Below are 17843 nucleotides of genomic sequence, written 5' to 3' on the forward strand. Positions count from 1 at the left end.
CTGGTGAAGCAGGCCAATCACTGATGCACAGGCGCGGCCTGGCCGTGCTTGGTCACTTCCCGGTTGTTGCCGTAACGGGAAATGTCGAGGCCTTCGGCACTGATCTGCGGCTTCTTGCGCGCGATCAAATCGGCCAGCAGGCGACCGGAGCCACAGGCCATGGTCCAGCCCAGGGTACCGTGACCGGTGTTCAGGAACAGGTTGCGGTACGGGGTGGCGCCCACGATCGGGGTGCCGTCCGGGGTGGCCGGGCGCAGGCCGGTCCAGAAGCTGGCCTGGCTCAGGTCGCCGCCGCGAGGATAGAGATCATTGACGATCATCTCCAGCGTTTCGCGGCGACGCGGGTTCAGCGAAAGGTCGAACCCGGCGATCTCGGCCATGCCGCCTACGCGGATACGGTTGTCGAACCGGGTGATGGCGACCTTGTAGGTTTCATCGAGAATGGTCGAGGTCGGCGCCATGTCGGCATTGGTGATCGGCACGGTCAGCGAGTAACCCTTGAGCGGGTACACCGGCGCCTTGATGCCCAGCGGCTTGAGCATCTGCGGCGAATAGCTGCCCAGGGCCAGCACGTAGCGGTCGGCGGTTTCCAGCTTGCCGTCGATCCACACGCCGTTGATACGGTCACCGGCGAAGTCCAGGCGCTGGATGTTCTGGTCGAAGCGGAATTCCACGCCCAGCTTGAGCGCCATTTCGGCGAGCTTGGTGGTGAACAGCTGGCAGTCGCCGGTCTGATCGTTGGGCAGGCGCAGGGCGCCGGCCAGGATGTTCTTCACGCCGGCCAGGGCAGGTTCGACACGAGCGATGCCGTCGCGGTCGAGCAGCTCGTAAGGCACGCCGGACTGCTCGAGCACGGCGATATCCTTGGCGGCGGCATCCACCTGCGCCTGGGTACGGAACAGCTGGGTGGTGCCCAGGGAGCGGTTTTCGTAGGCGATACCGGTTTCGGCGCGCAGCTCGTCGAGGCAGTCGCGGCTGTACTCGGACAGACGCACCATGCGCTCCTTGTTCACCGCGTAGCGGTTGGCGGTGCAGTTGCGCAGCATCTGCGCCATCCACAGGTACTGGTCGACGTCGCCGGTGAGCTTGATGGCCAGCGGGGCATGACGCTCGAGCAGCCACTTGATGGCCTTGAGCGGCACGCCAGGGGCAGCCCAGGGCGAGGCATAGCCGGGCGAGATCTGGCCGGCGTTGGCGAAGCTGGTTTCCATGGCCACCGCTGGTTGGCGGTCGACCACCGTCACTTCGAAACCTTGCCGGGCCAGATAATAGGCACTGGCGGTTCCGATCACACCGCTACCAAGTACCAGAACTCGCATTGTTTATCCCTCGCACGCGGTCAACCGCAGTCTTTTGTTGAAATGGCTGGATGGCCGCAGTATATGGAGGAATAGCCAGTGCATTTCACTATATAAAAGCCTATATTTGGCGAGAATTCTCGGCAAAATCGCCTTTCACGGAGGGGCATCCCCTATGAGAACCCAGCACCAGAGCAAGCGTGAACTGGACAAGATCGACCGCAATATCCTGCGCATCCTGCAGAACGACGGGCGCATCTCGTTCACCGAACTGGGCGAAAAGGTCGGCCTTTCCACCACACCTTGCACCGAGCGGGTTCGCCGGCTGGAACGTGAGGGGATCATCATGGGCTACAACGCCCGGCTCAATCCGCAGCACCTCAAGGGCAGCCTGCTGGTGTTCGTCGAGATCAGCCTGGACTACAAGTCCGGCGACACCTTCGAGGAGTTCCGCCGCGCCGTGCTCAAGCTGCCCCATGTGCTGGAATGCCACCTGGTGTCCGGCGACTTCGACTACCTGGTGAAGGCACGTATCTCGGAGATGGCCTCCTATCGCAAGCTGCTGGGCGACATCCTGCTCAAGCTGCCCCATGTGCGCGAGTCCAAGAGCTACATCGTCATGGAAGAGGTGAAGGAAAGCCTCTGCCTGCCGATTCCGGAGTAAGGTTCAGACCAGCACCTGGCGGGTGCTGGCGATGAACTGGTGCACCAGTTGCTCGGCCTCGGGTTCGATCATCTGGTCGGGCCCCCGGCCCCGCGGGCAGGCCAGGCGTGGCGTGGTGCCGAACAGGCGGCAGATCATCGGGCGCTCTTCGTAGACCGTGCAGCCGTTGGGGCCCAGGTGCACGCAGTCCAGGCGCTCCAGCGCGGCGTCCTGCTCGGCGCGGGGCTTGCGCGGCAGGCGGGCCATTTCTTCAGCCGAAGTGGTGACCGGGCCGCAGCAATCATGGCAGCCGGGTTCGCACTCGAAGGATGGGATCAGTTCGCGCAGGAAATGGATCTTGTGGCTGTTGCAGGACATGGTCGGGTACAAAGCAGGGAAATTGACCAGATTATATAGCGCCGCCCCACTGTAGGAGCGGCCATGTTCCGCGAACCGGCCCCAAAGCGGCCCCCGCACTATAACTGTGGGGGGCGCTGCGCCCCTTTCGCGGCACAAGGCCGCTCCTAGAGTTGATCGCGTCAAGCAGGGCTGGCCGGTTGCCCGCCCCAGAGCCCCGGCTTATCCTCCTCGCCTAGCCCACCAGCCCCAGGACCCAGCCCAATGATCCACAGCGCGCAGCACGCCGCCTCCTACTATGCCGCCAGCAGCGCACCCCACCCTGACCACGCCTTCCTGCAAGGCGACCACCGTGCCGACGTCTGCATCGTCGGCGGCGGTTATTCCGGCCTCAATACTGCCATCGAGCTGGCCGAGCGTGGGCTGTCGGTGATCCTGCTGGAAGCGCGCAAGATCGGCTGGGGCGCCAGCGGGCGCAATGGTGGGCAGTTGATCCGCGGCGTCGGCCACGGCCTGGAGCAGTTCCTGCCGGTGATCGGCGAGGAAGGTGTGCGCAGCATGAAGCTCATGGGCCTGGAAGCGGTGGACATCGTCCGCGAGCGCGTCGAGCGCCATGCCATCGCCTGCGACCTGACCTGGGGCTACTGCGACCTGGCCAACAAGCCGGGCGAGCTGCAAGGCTTCGCCGAGGATGCCGAAGAATTGCGCAGCCTGGGCTATCGCCACGAACTGCGCCTGGTGCAGAAGAAAGATATCCACAGCGTGGTCGGTTCCGACCGCTATGTAGGCGGGCTGATCGACATGGGCTCGGGGCACCTGCACCCGCTGAACCTGGCCTTGGGCGAAGCCGCCGTGGCCAACCGCCTGGGGGTGGGCCTGTATGAACAATCGGAAGTCGTTCGTATCGACTACGGCCCCGAAGTGACTGTGCATACCGCCCAGGGCCGCGTTCGCGCCACGACCCTGGTGCTGTGCTGCAATGCCTATCACAACGACCTGAACCGCGAACTCGGCGGCAAGGTTTTGCCCGCCGGCAGCTATATCATCGCCACCGAGCCGTTGGGCGAGGAGCGCGCCCGCCAGTTGCTGCCGCAGAACATGGCGGTGTGCGACCAGCGCGTGGCCCTGGACTACTATCGGCTCTCTGCCGACCACCGCCTGCTGTTCGGCGGCGCCTGCCATTATTCCGGGCGTGACCCCCAGGACATCGCCGCCTACATGCGGCCCAAGATGCTCAAGGTATTCCCGCAGTTGGCCGACGTACGCATCGACTATCAATGGGGCGGCATGATCGGCATCGGTGCCAACCGCCTGCCGCAAATCGGCCGCCTGGCCAGCCAGCCCAACGTCTATTACGCCCAGGCCTATTCCGGCCATGGCGTGAACGCCACCCACCTGGCCGGGCGCCTGCTGGGCGAGGCCATCAGCGGCCAGCAGGGCGGGCGCTTCGACCTGTTCGCCAAGGTGCCACACATTACCTTCCCCGGCGGCAAGCTGCTGCGCTCGCCGCTGCTGGCCTTGGGAATGCTCTGGCATCGCCTGAAAGAACTCGCCTGACACCCCCTTTGAGCGGGCTTGCCCCGCTCCTACAGGGGTCGTGTTCAACTTTTCCAGAAGGGTTTGCGCCCTTCCTCCCGCGCTTGCGCCCAGCTCAGCCCGATATCCCGCAGTTGTGCATCGTCGAGCTGCAACAGGTGCCTGCGGGTGCGCCAGCGATGCACCATCAACCCCCACCGGCTCAGACCCGCTGGCCCCTCGAAGACCTTGGCCCGTTCTCCAGCGTCCAGTTCCTTGGCCAATAGTTGCAAGCGCACATCGCTCATGCCGTCCATCGCTGCGTTCTCCCGATCAGTAGGTACTGTGGGAGAAAGCATGCACGTCGGCACCCGAGGCCATACAGATCCAATACCAGTTTATTATTTCCATACAGAATTGGCAGCCTGAGGCCTGAATGCTGTATTTTCAGCCGATCTGTAATGGTCTGCAGGCGCACTTAGGCGCAGGAGTATGCCGTGACGCTCTACCTCAACCTTGCCGAACTGCTGGGCGCCCGCATCGAACAAGGCCTGTACCGCCCCGGCCAGCGCCTGCCCTCGGTGCGCGCGCTGAGTTTGGAGCATGGGGTCAGCCTGAGCACGGTGCAGCAGGCCTATCGCCTGCTCGAGGACAACGGCCTGGTCTCGCCACGGCCCAAGTCCGGCTATTTCGTCGCCGAAGACCGCAGCCTCCCTGCCCTGCCCGCCGTCAGCCGCCCGGCCCAGCGCCCTGTGGATATCTCGCAATGGGAGCAGGTCCTGGAGCTGGTACGCAGCACGCCGCAGAAGGCGGTGATACAGCTTGGCCGCGGCATGCCCGACATCGACAGCCCGACCTTGAAACCTCTGTTACGCAGCCTCGCCCAGCTCAGCCGACGCCAGGACATGCCCGGGCTGTACTACGACAACATCCACGGCAACCTCGCCCTGCGTGAGCAGATCGCCCGGCTGCTGCTCGATTCCGGCTGCCGCCTGGACCCGGCCGACCTGGTGGTGACCACGGGCTGCCATGAGGCGCTGTCCACCAGCATCCGCGCCGTGTGCGAGCCGGGCGATATCGTCGCGGTGGAGTCGCCAAGCTTCCATGGCGCCATGCAGACCCTCAAAGGCCTGGGCATGAAGGCCCTGGAAATCCCCACCGACCCGCTCCAAGGCATCAGCCTGGAGGCCTTGGAGCTGGCGCTGGAACAATGGCCGATCAAGCTGATCCAGCTCACCCCCAGCTGCAACAACCCCCTGGGCTACATCATGCCCGAAGCGCGCAAGAAGGCCCTGCTGAACCTCGCCCAGCGCTATGACGTGGCGATCCTCGAGGATGATGTGTATGGCGACCTGGCCTACACCTACCCGCGCCCACGGACCATCAAGTCGTTCGACGAAGACGGCCGCGTGCTGTTGTGCAGTTCTTTCTCCAAGACCCTGGCACCGGGGCTGCGGGTTGGCTGGGTGGCACCCGGCCGCTATCTGGAGCGGGTGCTGCACATGAAGTACATCAGCACCGGCAGCACGGCCTGCCAGCCGCAGTTGGCCATCGCCGACTTCATCGAGGCCGGGCATTACCACCCGCACGTGCGACGCATGCGCAGCCAGTACCAGCGCGGCCGCGACCAAATGAGCGACTGGGTGACCCGCTATTTCCCTGCAGGCACCCGCGCCAGCCGGCCCCAGGGCGGTTTCATGCTATGGGTCGAATTACCAGAAAGTTTCGACACGCTGCGCCTGAACCGGGCTTTACTGGAGCAGGGGGTGCAGATTGCGGTTGGCAGCATCTTCTCGGCGTCGGGCAAGTACCGGCATTGCCTGCGCATGAACTTTGCCGCACGGCCCACGCCGCAGATCGAAGCCGCTGTGCGCAAGGTGGGCGAAACCGCCCTTCGTCTACTGGAAGCGGACGAAAGCCCGGCGTAACTTTGCGCCGCCTCCCACAGTCCAAACCATAGGCCTTTGCTGTACAGGACGTTCTACCCTTGAGACTCCAGCGAGCTCTGCCTCTCTTGCTGGCGCTGTTGCTTGGCCTGTCGGGCTGCGCCAGCGTCGGCACACCGCGCCAGGTCAGCCAGGCGCTGCCGGCCAGCGATTCGGCCTTCGGCCGCTCGGTGCAGCGCCAGGCCGCGCCTTACGAGGGGCGCTCGGGCTTTCGCCTGCTGCCCAACAGCAACGAGGCCTTTCGTGCCCGCGCAGAGCTGATCCGCAACGCCCAGGCCAGCATCGACCTGCAGTACTACATCGTCCATGACGGCCTCAGCACCCGCGCCCTGGTGCATGAACTGCTGCGTGCCGCCGACCGCGGCGTGCGGGTGCGCATCCTGCTCGACGACACCACCAGCGACGGCCTGGACACCCTGATGGGCACGCTGGCCGCCCACCCGAACATCCATATCCGCGTATTCAACCCCCTGCACCTGGGGCGCAGCACCGGCGTCACCCGTGCCGTGGGCCGGCTGTTCAACTTGTCGCGCCAGCACCGGCGCATGCACAACAAGCTGTTCCTGGTGGACAACAGCATGGCCATCGTCGGCGGGCGCAACATCGGCGACGAATATTTCGATGCCGAGCCCAACCTGAACTTCACCGACATCGACCTGCTCGGCGTGGGCCCGGTGGCCGAACAACTCGGGCACAGCTTCGACCAGTACTGGAATAGCGCCCTGAGCCGGCCGATCGGTGACTTCCTCTGGCGCCAGCCAGATGCCGCCGACCTGTGCGCCAGCCGCAAGCGCCTGGAAATTTCCCTGGCTCAGGCACGGGTCAAGCACAAGGCGCTGTACGACCGGCTGATGGCCTACCAATCCCGCCCACGCCTGGACACCTGGCGCAACGAGTTGATCTGGGCCCATAGCCAGGCCCTATGGGACTCGCCGAGCAAAGTGCTGGCCCAGGACGAGCCGGACCCGCACCTGCTGATGACCCAGCAACTGGCGCCGGAGTTGGCCAGGGTGCAGCACGAGCTGATCCTGGTGTCGGCTTACTTCGTGCCTGGGGAGTCCGGCCTGTTGTACCTCACCAGCCGCGCCGACGCAGGCACCTCGATCAAGCTGCTGACCAACTCCTTGGAAGCCACCGACGTACCGGCGGTGCATGGCGGCTACGCCCCCTACCGCCGCGCCCTGCTCGAACATGGCGTACAACTGTACGAACTGCGCCGCCAGCCGGGCGACCCCAGCGCCTATCGTAGCTTGAGCTTTCGCGGCAGTTCCGACTCCAGCCTGCACAGCAAGGCGATCGTCTTCGACCGGCGCAAGACCTTCATCGGCTCGTTCAACTTCGACCCACGCTCCGTGCTGTGGAACACCGAAGTCGGCGTATTGGTAGACAGCCCGGAACTGGCCGAATACACCCGCGAAATGGCTGTCGAAGGCATGGCACCGGCATTGAGCTACCAGGCGAAACTGGTAGGCGACCAGCTGGTGTGGGTGACCGAGGACAATGGCAAGCGGCGCTTGCTGACGTCGGAACCAGGCGGCCTGTGGCGGCGCTTCAATGCCTGGATCAGCAAGGCGGTGGGCCTGGAGAAGATGTTGTAGCGCAGGGCCAATCGCCGGCAAGCCGGCTCCCACTCTCCTGCGCAGCTTTCAAAGCCATTGCTATCCGTGGGAGATCACCCATCCCTCCCGGGCTGCGCTGTCGCACAAAGAACAAGCGGCTAGCGCAGCCTCCCTCTGTGGGAGCCGGCTTGCCGGCGATTGGGCTGCACAGCAGCCCTCATGTTGCGATCTACGCCGACGCCGGCTCGAAGGCATCCCGCCGCCGGGTCAACACCACCAACCCTGCGGCCCCTGCGGCCATCAACCAAGGCAACGCATGCCCGCTGATCCACTGGCTGCCAGCCCCGGCGATCAGCGGCCCGAGCAGGCAGCCAATCCCCCACAGCTGCGCCACATGCGCATTGGCCCGCACCAGTTCATCGTCCCGGTAACGCTCACCGATCAGCACCAGCGATAAGGTGAACAGGCCACCGGCACTGGCACCGAACAGCACCCACACCGGCCAGATCGCAGGGGTGTGCAAGGCCAGCGGAATCGCCAGGCTGGAAACGAGCAGGGTCAGGGCGCAGCCGCTGAACAGAGTACGGCGCGACATGTAGTCGGCCAGGGCACCGATCGGCAGTTGCAGCACCGCATCACCCACCACCACGGTACTGACCATGAACAGCGCCACCTCCGCGGTGAACCCTTGTTGCAGGCAGTACACCGGCAACAAAGTCAGGATCATCGCCTCGAACGCAGCGAACAGGGCAATGGCCCAGGCGATCACCGGCAGACGCCGGCAGAAAGCGAACAGGTCGCCGAAGGTGACGCTGCACGCGTCGGTGCTCGGCGCACCACCACGCCCCAACAGCAGCAACGGCGTACACAGCAGCAAGGCCGTCGCGGCCCAGAACCCGAAATCATCGTCCGAACCCAGGAACCCCAGCACCAGTGGCCCGGCCAGCTGGCTCAAGGCGTAGCTGCTGCCATACAGCGCCACCAGGCGGCCTCGCCACTGCTCGACCACCAGCTGGTTGATCCAACTTTCGCCGAGGATGAACACCACCGTCAGGGCCATGCCGATCAGCAGGCGCAGCGCCAGCCACAACGGGTAGCTGGGCAGCAGTGCTACCAGGCCGATCGACAGGGCGCCGCCCCATAGGCACAGACGCATGGCGGCCGGCACACCGACCCAGCCGGCCAGGCGGCTGGCCAGGCTGGCACCGAGCAGCACACCCAGAGCCGGCATCGCCGCCATCACGCCGATAGCGAACCCACCATAGCCCCAGCCCTCCAGGCGCAAGGACACCAGTGGCATGCTCACGCCGAGCGCGAGCCCGACACTGAGCACCGAGGCCAGTACGGCAAAGTAGGTTCCCCAACGCATGGCAGCCCTCCTAGGCAGATCTTGAAATACAAAGACGACAAAGCCGGGACGGCGTAGGGCCGGCCCGGCTGTCGTCAGGGCTGCCTTTGCAGCCCATCGCGGGGCAAGCCCGCTCCCACAGTGGCCGCGCCGGCCCTGAGGTTGGCGCTACCTTGCTGGAGCGGGCTTGCCCCGCGCTCAGGCCGCGAAGCGGCCCGCGCTGGATTACAGCTTGATCCAGGTCGCTTTCAGCTCGGTGTACTTCTCCAGTGCGTGCAGCGACTTGTCACGGCCGTTGCCCGACTGCTTGAAGCCCCCGAACGGTGCGGTCATGTCGCCGCCGTCGTACTGGTTGACCCACACGCTGCCAGCGCGCACGGCGCGGGCAGTCTGGTGGGCCTTGGAAATGTCCGAGGTCCAGATGCCGGCGGCCAGGCCGTAGGGCGTATCGTTGGCGATAGCCACGGCTTCTTCTGCGGTGTCGAAGGTGATCACCGACAGCACGGGGCCGAAGATCTCTTCCTTGGCGATCTTCATGGCGTTGGTCACGCCGTCGAAGATGGTCGGCTCGACATAGGTGCCACCGGTTTCTTCCAGGGTGCGCTTGCCGCCAGCCAGCAGCTTGGCGCCGTCCTGGTGGCCGGCCTCGATGTAGGACAGAACGGTGTTCATCTGCTGGGTATCGACCAACGCACCCACGGTGGTCTCAGGGTCCAGCGGGTTGCCCGGCTTCCAGGCCTTCAGGGCCTCGACCACCATCGGCAGGAACTGGTCCTTGATGGAGCGCTCGACCAGCAGGCGGGAGCCCGCGGTGCAGACTTCGCCCTGGTTGAAGGCGATGGCGCTGGCAGCAGCCTCGGCGGCGGCCTTCAGGTCAGGCGCGTCGGCGAACACGATGTTCGGGCTCTTGCCGCCGGCTTCCAGCCAGACGCGCTTCATGTTCGACTCGCCCGCGTAGACCATCAATTGCTTGGCGATCTTGGTCGAGCCGGTGAACACCAGGGTATCGACGTCCATGTGCAGGGCCAGGGCCTTGCCCACGGTGTGGCCGTAGCCCGGCAGCACGTTCAGCACGCCGGCCGGGATACCGGCCTCGATGGCCAGCTGGGCGATACGGATGGCGGTCAGCGGCGACTTCTCCGAAGGCTTGAGCACGATGGAGTTACCGGTGGCCAGGGCCGGGCCGAGTTTCCAGCAGGCCATCAGCAGCGGGAAGTTCCAAGGTACGATGGCACCCACCACGCCCACCGGCTCGCGGGTGACCAGGCCGAGCTGGTCGTGCGGGGTCGGGGCGACTTCGTCGTAGACCTTGTCGATGGCTTCGGCAGTCCAGTGGATGGCGTTGGCGGCACCCGGGATATCGATGGTGGAGGAGTCACCGATCGGCTTGCCCATGTCCAGGGTTTCCAGCAGTGCCAGCTCCTCGACGTGCTTGCGCAGCAAGTCGGCGAAGCGGATCAGCGTGGCCTTGCGCTTGGCCGGCGCCAGGCGCGACCAGACGCCGGATTCGAACACGGCGCGGGCGTTCTCGACGGCGCGGTTGGCGTCGGCCAGGTCGCAACTGGCGACCTTGGCCAGGAAGCGTCCGTCCACCGGGCTCAGGCAGTCGAAGGTTTCACCGGACGCGGCATCGGTGTATTCGCCGTTGATGAAGGCGCGACCTTCGATCTTCAGTTGTTGGGCACGCTGTTCCCAATCCGCACGAGTCAGGGTGGTCATACGAAACTCCTCCTCTTGTTAAGGTGCAACGCCGTACTGAGGACATCACGGCGATGTCGAAAATTCTGGCCGGGCGACAAGCGCACACTGGCACCCGCCACCCTAAACCAGCCGGGTGAAACTATCAATATATTTGACACGAAAGGCCTAAAAGCCTACTGATGTGCATTTTATTAAACAACAAGAGGGCTTCAGCATGACTATCAGCAGCATCATCGATTTCGCCCAGGTGCTCACCGAGGCCGAGCGTTATCGCCCGGCGGCGGAAAAAATCCTCAAGGGCGAACCCGACCAGGCCGTCTACAACCACTACTCCAGCCCCTGCGGCCAGTTCGCCGCGGGCGTATGGGAAGGTGCGGTCGGGCAGTGGACGGTGAACTACACCGAGCATGAGTACTGCGAGATCACCCAGGGCGTCTCGGTGCTGCGCGACCTGGACGGCAATGCCAAGACCTTGCGTGCCGGCGATCGCTTCGTGATCCCCGCAGGCTTCAAGGGCACCTGGGAAGTACTGGAGCCGTGCCGCAAGATCTATGTCATGTTCGAGCAGAAGTAATAGTTAACGCAGCGACAGGCCTCCTTGGCGCAAAGATGGCCCGGCCCGTTCGGGCTAACCCTCACAACCCAAGGAGTACCACCATGACCAATGAAGACGTCGTGCACGTGTTGCAACACCTGATCGGCCTGCCCTATGAAGGGTCGATCAAAACCGCCATTACCCAGGCCACCGGGCGTACACGCGTGGTCGGCCCCAATGAAATGTCCACGCGCGAATTCGACCCAGAACGGGTACATGTGCGCGTCGATGCCAGCGGCGCTGTCTCGGGCTTCGCGTTCAACTGACACCGAACGCCGGGCATAAAAAAGTTCTGGCGTCAAGTCCTTCGTGCAAATCACACAGGGCTTGAAACCGTATATGGGGCAGTAGGTTAGCTCTTTTCTCGACCACTTTGGCGAGGTGTGGCCTCGCGGGCTAGGAGCCACATAGGAGCGTTGGGAGAGAAAGCCGCATCGCACTGTGTCGTGCTGGATTGCTGAGGAGCGGAGGGACCGTCACATCATCATATTCCAAGCAGCTATTGATGGCGACCAGATGAAGAACGCGCGTCATTGCTTCGGAAGGTGTTGAGGTCACGGCATCAATATCTCCCACCAAATCTTGGCACGCTAGGTCATGCAATGCAGGGGAGCGCTTTCAGCCGCTGCTCAACATGATGAGCGCAATCTGTTGATAGTGGAGTCAAGGCCCTAAAAGAGCGCGATCGAGAGCGTAACAATCTGTCCGGGTACAGGCCGATGATTCCTTTTGATAATTTGACCAGCCGAGTGAAGGGCATAAGATCCATGCCAGCACCGATTACAACGTCTCACCTTAGCGTGGCATTACTGGTTCGAAGTTTCACGGCAATAGTGGTTCGGAGCCATCAGGCGCCGAAGCAAATGGAGGGTATTTTTCGGTTAATGCTTACGAAACCCTTCCGCCGTGGAGGTGCTACTCCAGAAAATTGCTGACATGCTCATGATCTTTTGAAAAAGCCAGGTTCATGGGGCACTTACCAAGAAACTGCCGTAAAGGTACGCAAAATTCAAGCGCATGGTGATTAGATATTCAGCATGAACCTATTTAATTTTCGTCAAACTACGATCAGGCTTCTGAGATGGGCAAGCGAAGAACCTTACTCAGTTGAGATAGTACTCCGACAGCAAGATCCAAGTCTCCTTTCTCGAAATTGAGTGCGAGAGCATTAACCCAAGAAATCTGGTGATTCGTGATCTCCGCCAACTTTGTTCGGCCTTGGTCAGTCAAAGACACCAACTTAGCTCTCCGATGGTCTGGATTGTGGATCAGCTCAACAAAGCCATGGTCGACAAGCTCCTGAACATTCCACAATGTCCCCTGCCTGGAGAGTCCTATTTCTCGACCGATCTGGGCTGCAGTCTTTGGGACAAGAGATACAGCAGTAAGCAGTTGCCAACGAACCGAAATAATTGTCACGTCGTGAGTTACTGCATTACCGGCCGCCAGAAGATCAGCGTTAACTTTAAATATCGTGAGTATAAGTTCTGTTAGTACACTTCCGCTCGGGCTTCGTACCAAAGTTTTTGTTTTTGAGGATTTACGTGCCATAGAACTTTCCAATATTGGCTTCGACAACATGTTCTTGTAGGCGAAATAGGGAGCTAAGTGCCAAACGAGAACCAAGCGGAAAATTTTATCGCAAAAAATTGCCGAGATCAATATTCTCCGAGTGATTAACTTGTTCCTGTCCTAAAGTAGACGGGTAGGAGGGCGAAGCCCTCCTACACGAATTAGTCCTTCAGCGCTACTGCAACGTCATTCCAGCGGAACAAGGACAGTTCGACCGGCGGGTGTACAACCCCACAATCCCCACATGTCCGGCGCTCTACCTCTTCGTTGAAGCGATTTGAGCCAAAACTATACCCTTCTTGGGGGAGCTTCGTTTCGTTGCTCCAAGTATGGCGATCAAGCTCAGCGCCGCAGCTCTCGCAATGCCAAACTATTGCCTCAAGCCCTGCCTCCTTTGCTTTATATCGGACGTGAATAGATTCCTCCTCACATACGATACGATGTTCTACGCCACCTGGCACGTAAATGAAATCTCCCGGAGTCAGGTCGTAATAAAGCACTGGCATAGATTTAAAGTGGACTTGAGCATTTCCTGACAATGCTGTAACAACACTATCTTTCTCGCAAATAAGATAGAAAGGCTGACTCAACGTATTCTTACTTACATGCAGCTGGGGGTCAACCTCGCTTCGAAGCATTGGGAATTCATCATAGTTCCCCATCTTGGAGGACTCACGAAACAAATTGAATGCGTTTTTACGTTTAAGTTCGATCGTGTTCATTGATTTGCGGCCTCAACCAGAGCAGCCCGAGCTTCTTCAACAATGCTGGTGTTGTAAACATAGCGCTGCCAGCCCCAGATGTGCGTAGGAAACGGCGGGTTGACATGCCCGCAACTTTTGCACGTTCTTGACGCTTCAGACTTGTTGAACAGCTCAGCAGAATCTGCAGAGCCTAAGATAGTTGGTAAAGGCGGATATTTCGTACCATCTTCGGAAACAGCCCCTTTGAACTCCAGTCGTGATACCTCTGCATTACATGACTCACACTGGAAAGCGACAATTTCAGGCTGGTCGCCAGCTTCTTTCTGGCGTTGAGTCACAGACAGCACAGCGAAAAACTCTGCTTTATCCCAGCCCCCCACCCCATGAGTACGCGGACCGACATGAACATCTCCAGTGCGAATTTGTCCGGTGGATCCAAAGGAGACCATAACTTCATCAACCGAGTTGGTATGGAGAAAATACCCGATTTTTACGCCGTTCCCTGTCGCCCTCATAGAAGTACAGGTAGGAATAATGTCACCAGGACCATCATGTGGAAACAACGGAAGCAAGCTGGTCGACGACTGCCGCGCATTCCAATAGATGTTGGATTTTTGAGGATACTTGCCAGCACGTGGCGGTGGCATAACCGGCTCATCAGTTATTGTTTTTGTCATATCGGTTCTCCTGTCGCGGTTCATATTCGTTTTCGTTACTACAGTTCCACTGCTATGTTGCGAACTTTGTCACATTAGATTTTCGCGTAAAAACTTCAGGGTCGCTGTATCCGCCTGAACAGCAGCTTTGGCAACATAGCTACTTGCGTTCCTTCGAGCGAAGGCATGACCAACTTCTGGATAGATATTAAGAGAGACATTGGCTTTCGACCCCAATGCTTCCAAAATTGCAGCTTGCGCTTCGGGAGGATTCAAGTGGTCCTCTTTTCCGAGGTGAACCATAAATGGACGATTCTGGTTCTTACAATCGGCCAACAGCGGAACTAGATTTACACCGTAGTAACTTACAACCGCATCAAGCTCTAGGTTCAGCCATGAAAGGAATGCCATCCTCCCCCCTAGGCAGTAGCCAATTAATCCTATCTTGCTATGCGTCTTCCGTAGCTGCGCAACTAGCGCGCGAATATCTTCAAGCCCAGAACCAGCATCATAGCCTTGGGAGAGTTGCATTGCTTTGTCACGAGACTCCGGATCATCCGGATTAAGATCAATGCCTGGGGCTGAACGCCAAAAGAGATCAGGGGCAACAGAATAAAAACCCTCACCAGCTAAATGCTCAACGGTGCTGCGAATATTGTCATTAACCCCAAATATTTCTTGCAGGACGATTACAGCCGGCACGTCAGATGACTTCGGGCCAGAGGTAAATAGTCCAATTTCTCCATGAGGCAAAGATAAGAATTCATTGAATGACATAAAGAACCTCCCATTAATTTTGCTTAGCAGTTGGCACTAGCCAGTAAAGATATCTTTAAAGCGAACACTGCCGTTGCGAGCCAGATCGACATCGACTTTTATTTCGCGCTGCAACATCCTTCGCCCAACGGCCATATTTGCACTATCATTAAGCGTAATAAGCCCAATGAGAACACCTTGGTGCAACTGTATGACTGTAAAGGAGTTATCTTTAAGTCCGGGGCGAATAATCTGTTCGTCGGCAAGTTCACCGTGTCCAGCGATCTGGAGGTTCCAGTCAAATTGATCGGACCATATCCACGGAGAGGTTATTTGCGAGTCAGGTTGGCCGAGCATGGCTCGAGCGCAGGATGCGCCCTGACTTAATGCCGGCTCCCAAGCTTCTAGGCGCTTCGTGTACCCAGGGTGACTAGACAGTTTCTGCTTGGTTCGAGCGACATCACCGGCGGCATAAATATGCGGATCCGATGTAAGACCGGTTGCGTCCGTTAGTACTCCATCGTTTTGCAACAGCCCGGCATCCAATGCCAACTTGGCGTCCGGAAAGTTTCCGATCCCTACAATTACCAAATCAGCGACAAGCTTTTCGCCTCCGGACAGCTCTACTGCAGAAACCCGTTGACTGCCGGATAATGAAACAACAGAGGTATTCAGGCGGACGTCGACCCCTTCTTGCAAGAATTTTTCGGTAAATCTACTAGACAAAAACTCGGGAAGGCAGCGTGCCAATAACCGGGTGCCAGCTTCTAATACTGTGACTTTGCTTCCAAGTTGCTGTGCTGTAGACGCAACCTCAAGACCAATAAATCCGCCGCCAATAATTACCAGCCGACTGTTAGGTCGAATCCAGGCTGCTATGTTCTTGGCGTCATCAAAGGTTCGAAGGTAGTGGACTCCATCTAGGTCCGCGCCTTTGACGTCGAGTCGCCGCGGCGAGCTACCTGTCGCCAGCAGCATTTTTCCATATGACAGGGCTCTACCCGACGCCAATGTGATGATTCTTTGATCCCGATTTATTGAGGTCGCCGCATCAGGAATAAAGGTGCTAATCCCATGAGAGTTGAGTCCCTCTATGCCTCCGAACATACCTACAGGTTGGGCCTCGGCAGCATGCTTTAACAGAGTCGATTTCGACAGTGGAGGCCGTTCATAAGGTGCGTATTGCTCCTTACCTACCAAGGCAATTTTGGAGTCAGGGGAAATATTTGCCAGCTCGACAGCAGCAGCCCCACCACAGGGGCCAGCCCCAATGACGACGAAGTCGAATTCCTCTGGATTTAAGATGCTAGGCATTCTTTGTCCTCCTGCACGAGTAACTCCAGCCACTGTGGCAGCCATTCGAGCGCAGCATCCTCTGGATATTCGCCAGACCTACGGTCGTGCTGCAGAACGTCGCCGACACGCTTAGCCCCCAGCGAAAGAAACAACTCATCGAAATGCTTTCCGCCAAAGCAAAAGGTGTTGTTGTAAACGCTATCCCCGAGGCCAATCACGCCGTAACGCACCGCTTTCAGATCGCTATTACTGGACTTGAGCCCGTCATAGAAGGCCTTGCCATTATCGGGAATCTCCCCAGTGCCGTACGTCGATGTGCAGATGAGATACACGCCAGCCTTCAAGTCAGCAGGAGAGAAGTCATCCATACGAACGACCTCGACTTCCCAGGTCAGCTTTTCGAGTTTGGATGCAACCTCATCTGCGACCATTTCGGCCGTACCACTCATGGAGGCTACAAGGATTTTGATGGCGCCTTTCATGCTTCGTCTCCGCAGAGAAACGAGCGCATTTGGGTATCGGCAGGACGGCGCGCAACCGCGCACCGGGTAGACACGAACCTATGCATTTGTCTCTCCTTTTATGATTTTCGACAAATTCCACACTCGACAGATACTGTCGAATTGACAAAGGCTTGTCAATATCAAAAAGAAGACGGTAGGATCCTCAACGCGACTTGTCAGCCAACCCGGCGGCCTTAGCACGTAGGCAAGCGCACCGCACCTACCCATGAGGAAAATAAAAATGTTTACGATTCCTGGCATCGACCATGGTCCCAAGCTCGGCAGAAAAGTCGACCTCACTTTCCAAGGCGATTGGGGGCAAGCCAACTTTCACCGCATCTGCAGCTGGCTCTGCCAAGAGGTAGTCGATCGCTGCACTCAAGACAGCAGGATCTCGATTGTTAACGGGATCGGGGGCGCTGACGCCGCGCTGGCGATTCACGAAGGCAAGGTGGATCTGGCAATTTCCACGCCCGTCGCGTTTGCCAATATGGCTGTCAAGGGCGTGGGCTTGTTTGAGGGAAACGCCATTCCCAAGCTTCGAGCTCTGGCTGCATTGCCACAAGACGATCGCATGACCTTTGCGCTGGACGCAAAATACGGCATCAACACTTTCGAGCAGTTGCGTGCGTCCAGACAGGCATTGCGTATCGGGATCGGTCAGCGGGATGGCTTAAACTTTATCGGGTATGCCGGCTACGAGCTCATGGCAGCGCATGGCATTACTGATGAATGGATGGCTGAACGAGGTGGGCGTTTCATCGAGAGGGAGCGTCCAGAACAAACCATCCATGACGCATTGCAAGGGGCAGTCGACGGGGTCGTGCAAGAGGCGATCATGACGCCGTGGTGGCAGGACTATGCCAAGTCTAGAAAGCTGAGCTTTATTTCTTTTGAGCCAGAGATTATCAGTCGCTTTGAAAAGAGCCACGGATGGAATGGCGGTACGTTGAAGGCTGGGTACTTCGATGGATTGGACGCAGATGTTGGGGTTCTAGACTTCTCGGACTTCGTACTGTTGGTATCCGAAGATATGCCTGATGACCTCGCTTATTTGCTCACTTGGTGTCTGTGCGAAACCAAGGGGGCGATTGAACGACAGTTCCAGCATCTTCCTCAAAACCGTACGCCGCTGAGCTATCCAATGGACCCTGTAAAAATGGCGCGAACCATCATCCCTCTTCACCCAGCAGCTGAACGGTGCTACCGCGATCTCGGGCACATCTAGCACCAAGTAAATCGGCACAGCAGGTAGCTTTGTAAGCATCGCTCCGATGCCACCAGACATGTGTGTCCGCTCCAGGCGGTTCAAGATCTTGAGGTTAAGAGAGCGTACCAATCCTGGATGCCGAACTATCTGACATTCACCAAATGATTTAAACCAAAACGACTAT

The 17843-nt window shown here is 59.3% G+C and carries 18 protein-coding genes; 7 read left to right on the plus strand and 11 right to left on the minus strand.

What is annotated here, in order from left to right:
* Window positions 1-17: 17 nt before the first annotated feature.
* Entirely contained in the window at window positions 18-1319 is a 1302-nt protein-coding gene (dadA, locus tag IRZ56_RS09070; protein WP_196144648.1) for a D-amino acid dehydrogenase, read from the minus strand.
* Between the two features lie 154 nt (window positions 1320-1473).
* Between dadA and IRZ56_RS09075 the strand changes: the two genes are divergently transcribed.
* On the plus strand, window positions 1474-1962 hold the full coding sequence (locus IRZ56_RS09075; RefSeq protein WP_084855355.1) for an Lrp/AsnC ligand binding domain-containing protein: 489 nt from the start codon (window positions 1474-1476) through the stop codon (window positions 1960-1962).
* 3 nt (window positions 1963-1965) lie between these two features.
* Here IRZ56_RS09075 and IRZ56_RS09080 read toward each other — a convergent pair whose 3' ends face one another.
* Entirely contained in the window at window positions 1966-2319 is a 354-nt protein-coding gene (locus IRZ56_RS09080) for a YkgJ family cysteine cluster protein (protein WP_196144649.1), read from the minus strand.
* Window positions 2320-2562: 243 nt separating this feature from the next.
* Between IRZ56_RS09080 and IRZ56_RS09085 the strand changes: the two genes are divergently transcribed.
* Window positions 2563-3855 (plus strand): NAD(P)/FAD-dependent oxidoreductase, encoded by a 1293-nt coding sequence (locus IRZ56_RS09085; protein WP_196144650.1) that lies wholly within the window; start codon window positions 2563-2565, stop codon window positions 3853-3855.
* Window positions 3856-3899: 44 nt separating this feature from the next.
* Here the strand turns inward: IRZ56_RS09085 and IRZ56_RS09090 are convergent, their stop codons facing one another.
* A complete protein-coding gene (locus IRZ56_RS09090; protein ID WP_196144651.1) occupies window positions 3900-4130 on the minus strand; it encodes a DUF1127 domain-containing protein in 231 nt (76 codons plus the stop codon).
* Between the two features lie 180 nt (window positions 4131-4310).
* Between IRZ56_RS09090 and IRZ56_RS09095 the strand changes: the two genes are divergently transcribed.
* Both IRZ56_RS09095 and IRZ56_RS09100 read left to right on the plus strand, forming a co-directional pair.
* A complete protein-coding gene (locus IRZ56_RS09095; RefSeq protein WP_196144652.1) occupies window positions 4311-5741 on the plus strand; it encodes a PLP-dependent aminotransferase family protein in 1431 nt (476 codons plus the stop codon).
* Between the two features lie 59 nt (window positions 5742-5800).
* On the plus strand, window positions 5801-7357 hold the full coding sequence (locus IRZ56_RS09100; RefSeq protein ID WP_196144653.1) for a phospholipase D family protein: 1557 nt from the start codon (window positions 5801-5803) through the stop codon (window positions 7355-7357).
* A 190-nt stretch (window positions 7358-7547) separates the two neighbouring features.
* Here the strand turns inward: IRZ56_RS09100 and IRZ56_RS09105 are convergent, their stop codons facing one another.
* The gene (locus IRZ56_RS09105; protein WP_196144654.1) at window positions 7548-8687 is read right to left on the minus strand and encodes an MFS transporter; all 1140 of its coding nucleotides are present in this window, start codon (window positions 8685-8687) and stop codon (window positions 7548-7550) included.
* A gap of 204 nt (window positions 8688-8891) precedes the next feature.
* Window positions 8892-10385 carry an aldehyde dehydrogenase gene (locus IRZ56_RS09110; RefSeq protein ID WP_196144655.1) on the minus strand — a complete coding sequence of 498 codons (1494 nt, stop codon included), beginning with the start codon at window positions 10383-10385 and terminating at the stop codon, window positions 8892-8894.
* Between the two features lie 196 nt (window positions 10386-10581).
* Between IRZ56_RS09110 and IRZ56_RS09115 the strand changes: the two genes are divergently transcribed.
* Together IRZ56_RS09115 and IRZ56_RS09120 are read left to right on the plus strand one after the other, a co-directional pair.
* Window positions 10582-10941, plus strand: coding sequence for a cupin domain-containing protein (locus IRZ56_RS09115; protein WP_196144656.1), 360 nt, complete (start codon window positions 10582-10584; stop codon window positions 10939-10941).
* An 83-nt stretch (window positions 10942-11024) separates the two neighbouring features.
* Window positions 11025-11228: an I78 family peptidase inhibitor gene (locus IRZ56_RS09120; RefSeq protein WP_196144657.1), complete on the plus strand. Its 204-nt coding sequence runs from the start codon at window positions 11025-11027 to the stop codon at window positions 11226-11228.
* Window positions 11229-12030: 802 nt separating this feature from the next.
* Here IRZ56_RS09120 and IRZ56_RS09125 read toward each other — a convergent pair.
* The 6 genes from IRZ56_RS09125 to IRZ56_RS09150 all read right to left on the minus strand — a co-directional run bounded on the left by IRZ56_RS09125 (window position 12031) and on the right by IRZ56_RS09150 (window position 16428).
* On the minus strand, window positions 12031-12513 hold the full coding sequence (locus IRZ56_RS09125; protein ID WP_196144658.1) for a MarR family winged helix-turn-helix transcriptional regulator: 483 nt from the start codon (window positions 12511-12513) through the stop codon (window positions 12031-12033).
* A gap of 182 nt (window positions 12514-12695) precedes the next feature.
* Window positions 12696-13256 carry a hypothetical protein gene (locus IRZ56_RS09130; protein ID WP_196144659.1) on the minus strand — a complete coding sequence of 187 codons (561 nt, stop codon included), beginning with the start codon at window positions 13254-13256 and terminating at the stop codon, window positions 12696-12698.
* A complete protein-coding gene (locus IRZ56_RS09135; RefSeq protein WP_196144660.1) occupies window positions 13253-13939 on the minus strand; it encodes a hypothetical protein in 687 nt (228 codons plus the stop codon). The genes IRZ56_RS09130 and IRZ56_RS09135 overlap by 4 nt, the downstream gene beginning before the upstream one ends.
* Before the next feature lie 45 nt (window positions 13940-13984).
* Window positions 13985-14671 (minus strand): dienelactone hydrolase family protein, encoded by a 687-nt coding sequence (locus tag IRZ56_RS09140; RefSeq protein ID WP_196144661.1) that lies wholly within the window; start codon window positions 14669-14671, stop codon window positions 13985-13987.
* Window positions 14672-14707: 36 nt separating this feature from the next.
* Window positions 14708-15964, minus strand: a complete 1257-nt coding sequence (locus IRZ56_RS09145; RefSeq protein ID WP_196144662.1) for an NAD(P)/FAD-dependent oxidoreductase — start codon at window positions 15962-15964, stop codon at window positions 14708-14710.
* The gene (locus tag IRZ56_RS09150) at window positions 15949-16428 is read right to left on the minus strand and encodes a flavodoxin domain-containing protein (RefSeq protein ID WP_196144663.1); all 480 of its coding nucleotides are present in this window, start codon (window positions 16426-16428) and stop codon (window positions 15949-15951) included. Before IRZ56_RS09150 ends, IRZ56_RS09145 begins: the two co-directional genes overlap by 16 nt.
* Before the next feature lie 262 nt (window positions 16429-16690).
* Between IRZ56_RS09150 and IRZ56_RS09155 the strand changes: the two genes are divergently transcribed.
* Entirely contained in the window at window positions 16691-17677 is a 987-nt protein-coding gene (locus tag IRZ56_RS09155; RefSeq protein WP_196144664.1) for a TAXI family TRAP transporter solute-binding subunit, read from the plus strand.
* Window positions 17678-17843: the final 166 nt, after the last annotated feature.

The organism is Pseudomonas guariconensis (genome assembly GCF_015680235.1).
Lineage (GTDB): Bacteria > Pseudomonadota > Gammaproteobacteria > Pseudomonadales > Pseudomonadaceae > Aquipseudomonas > Aquipseudomonas guariconensis_A.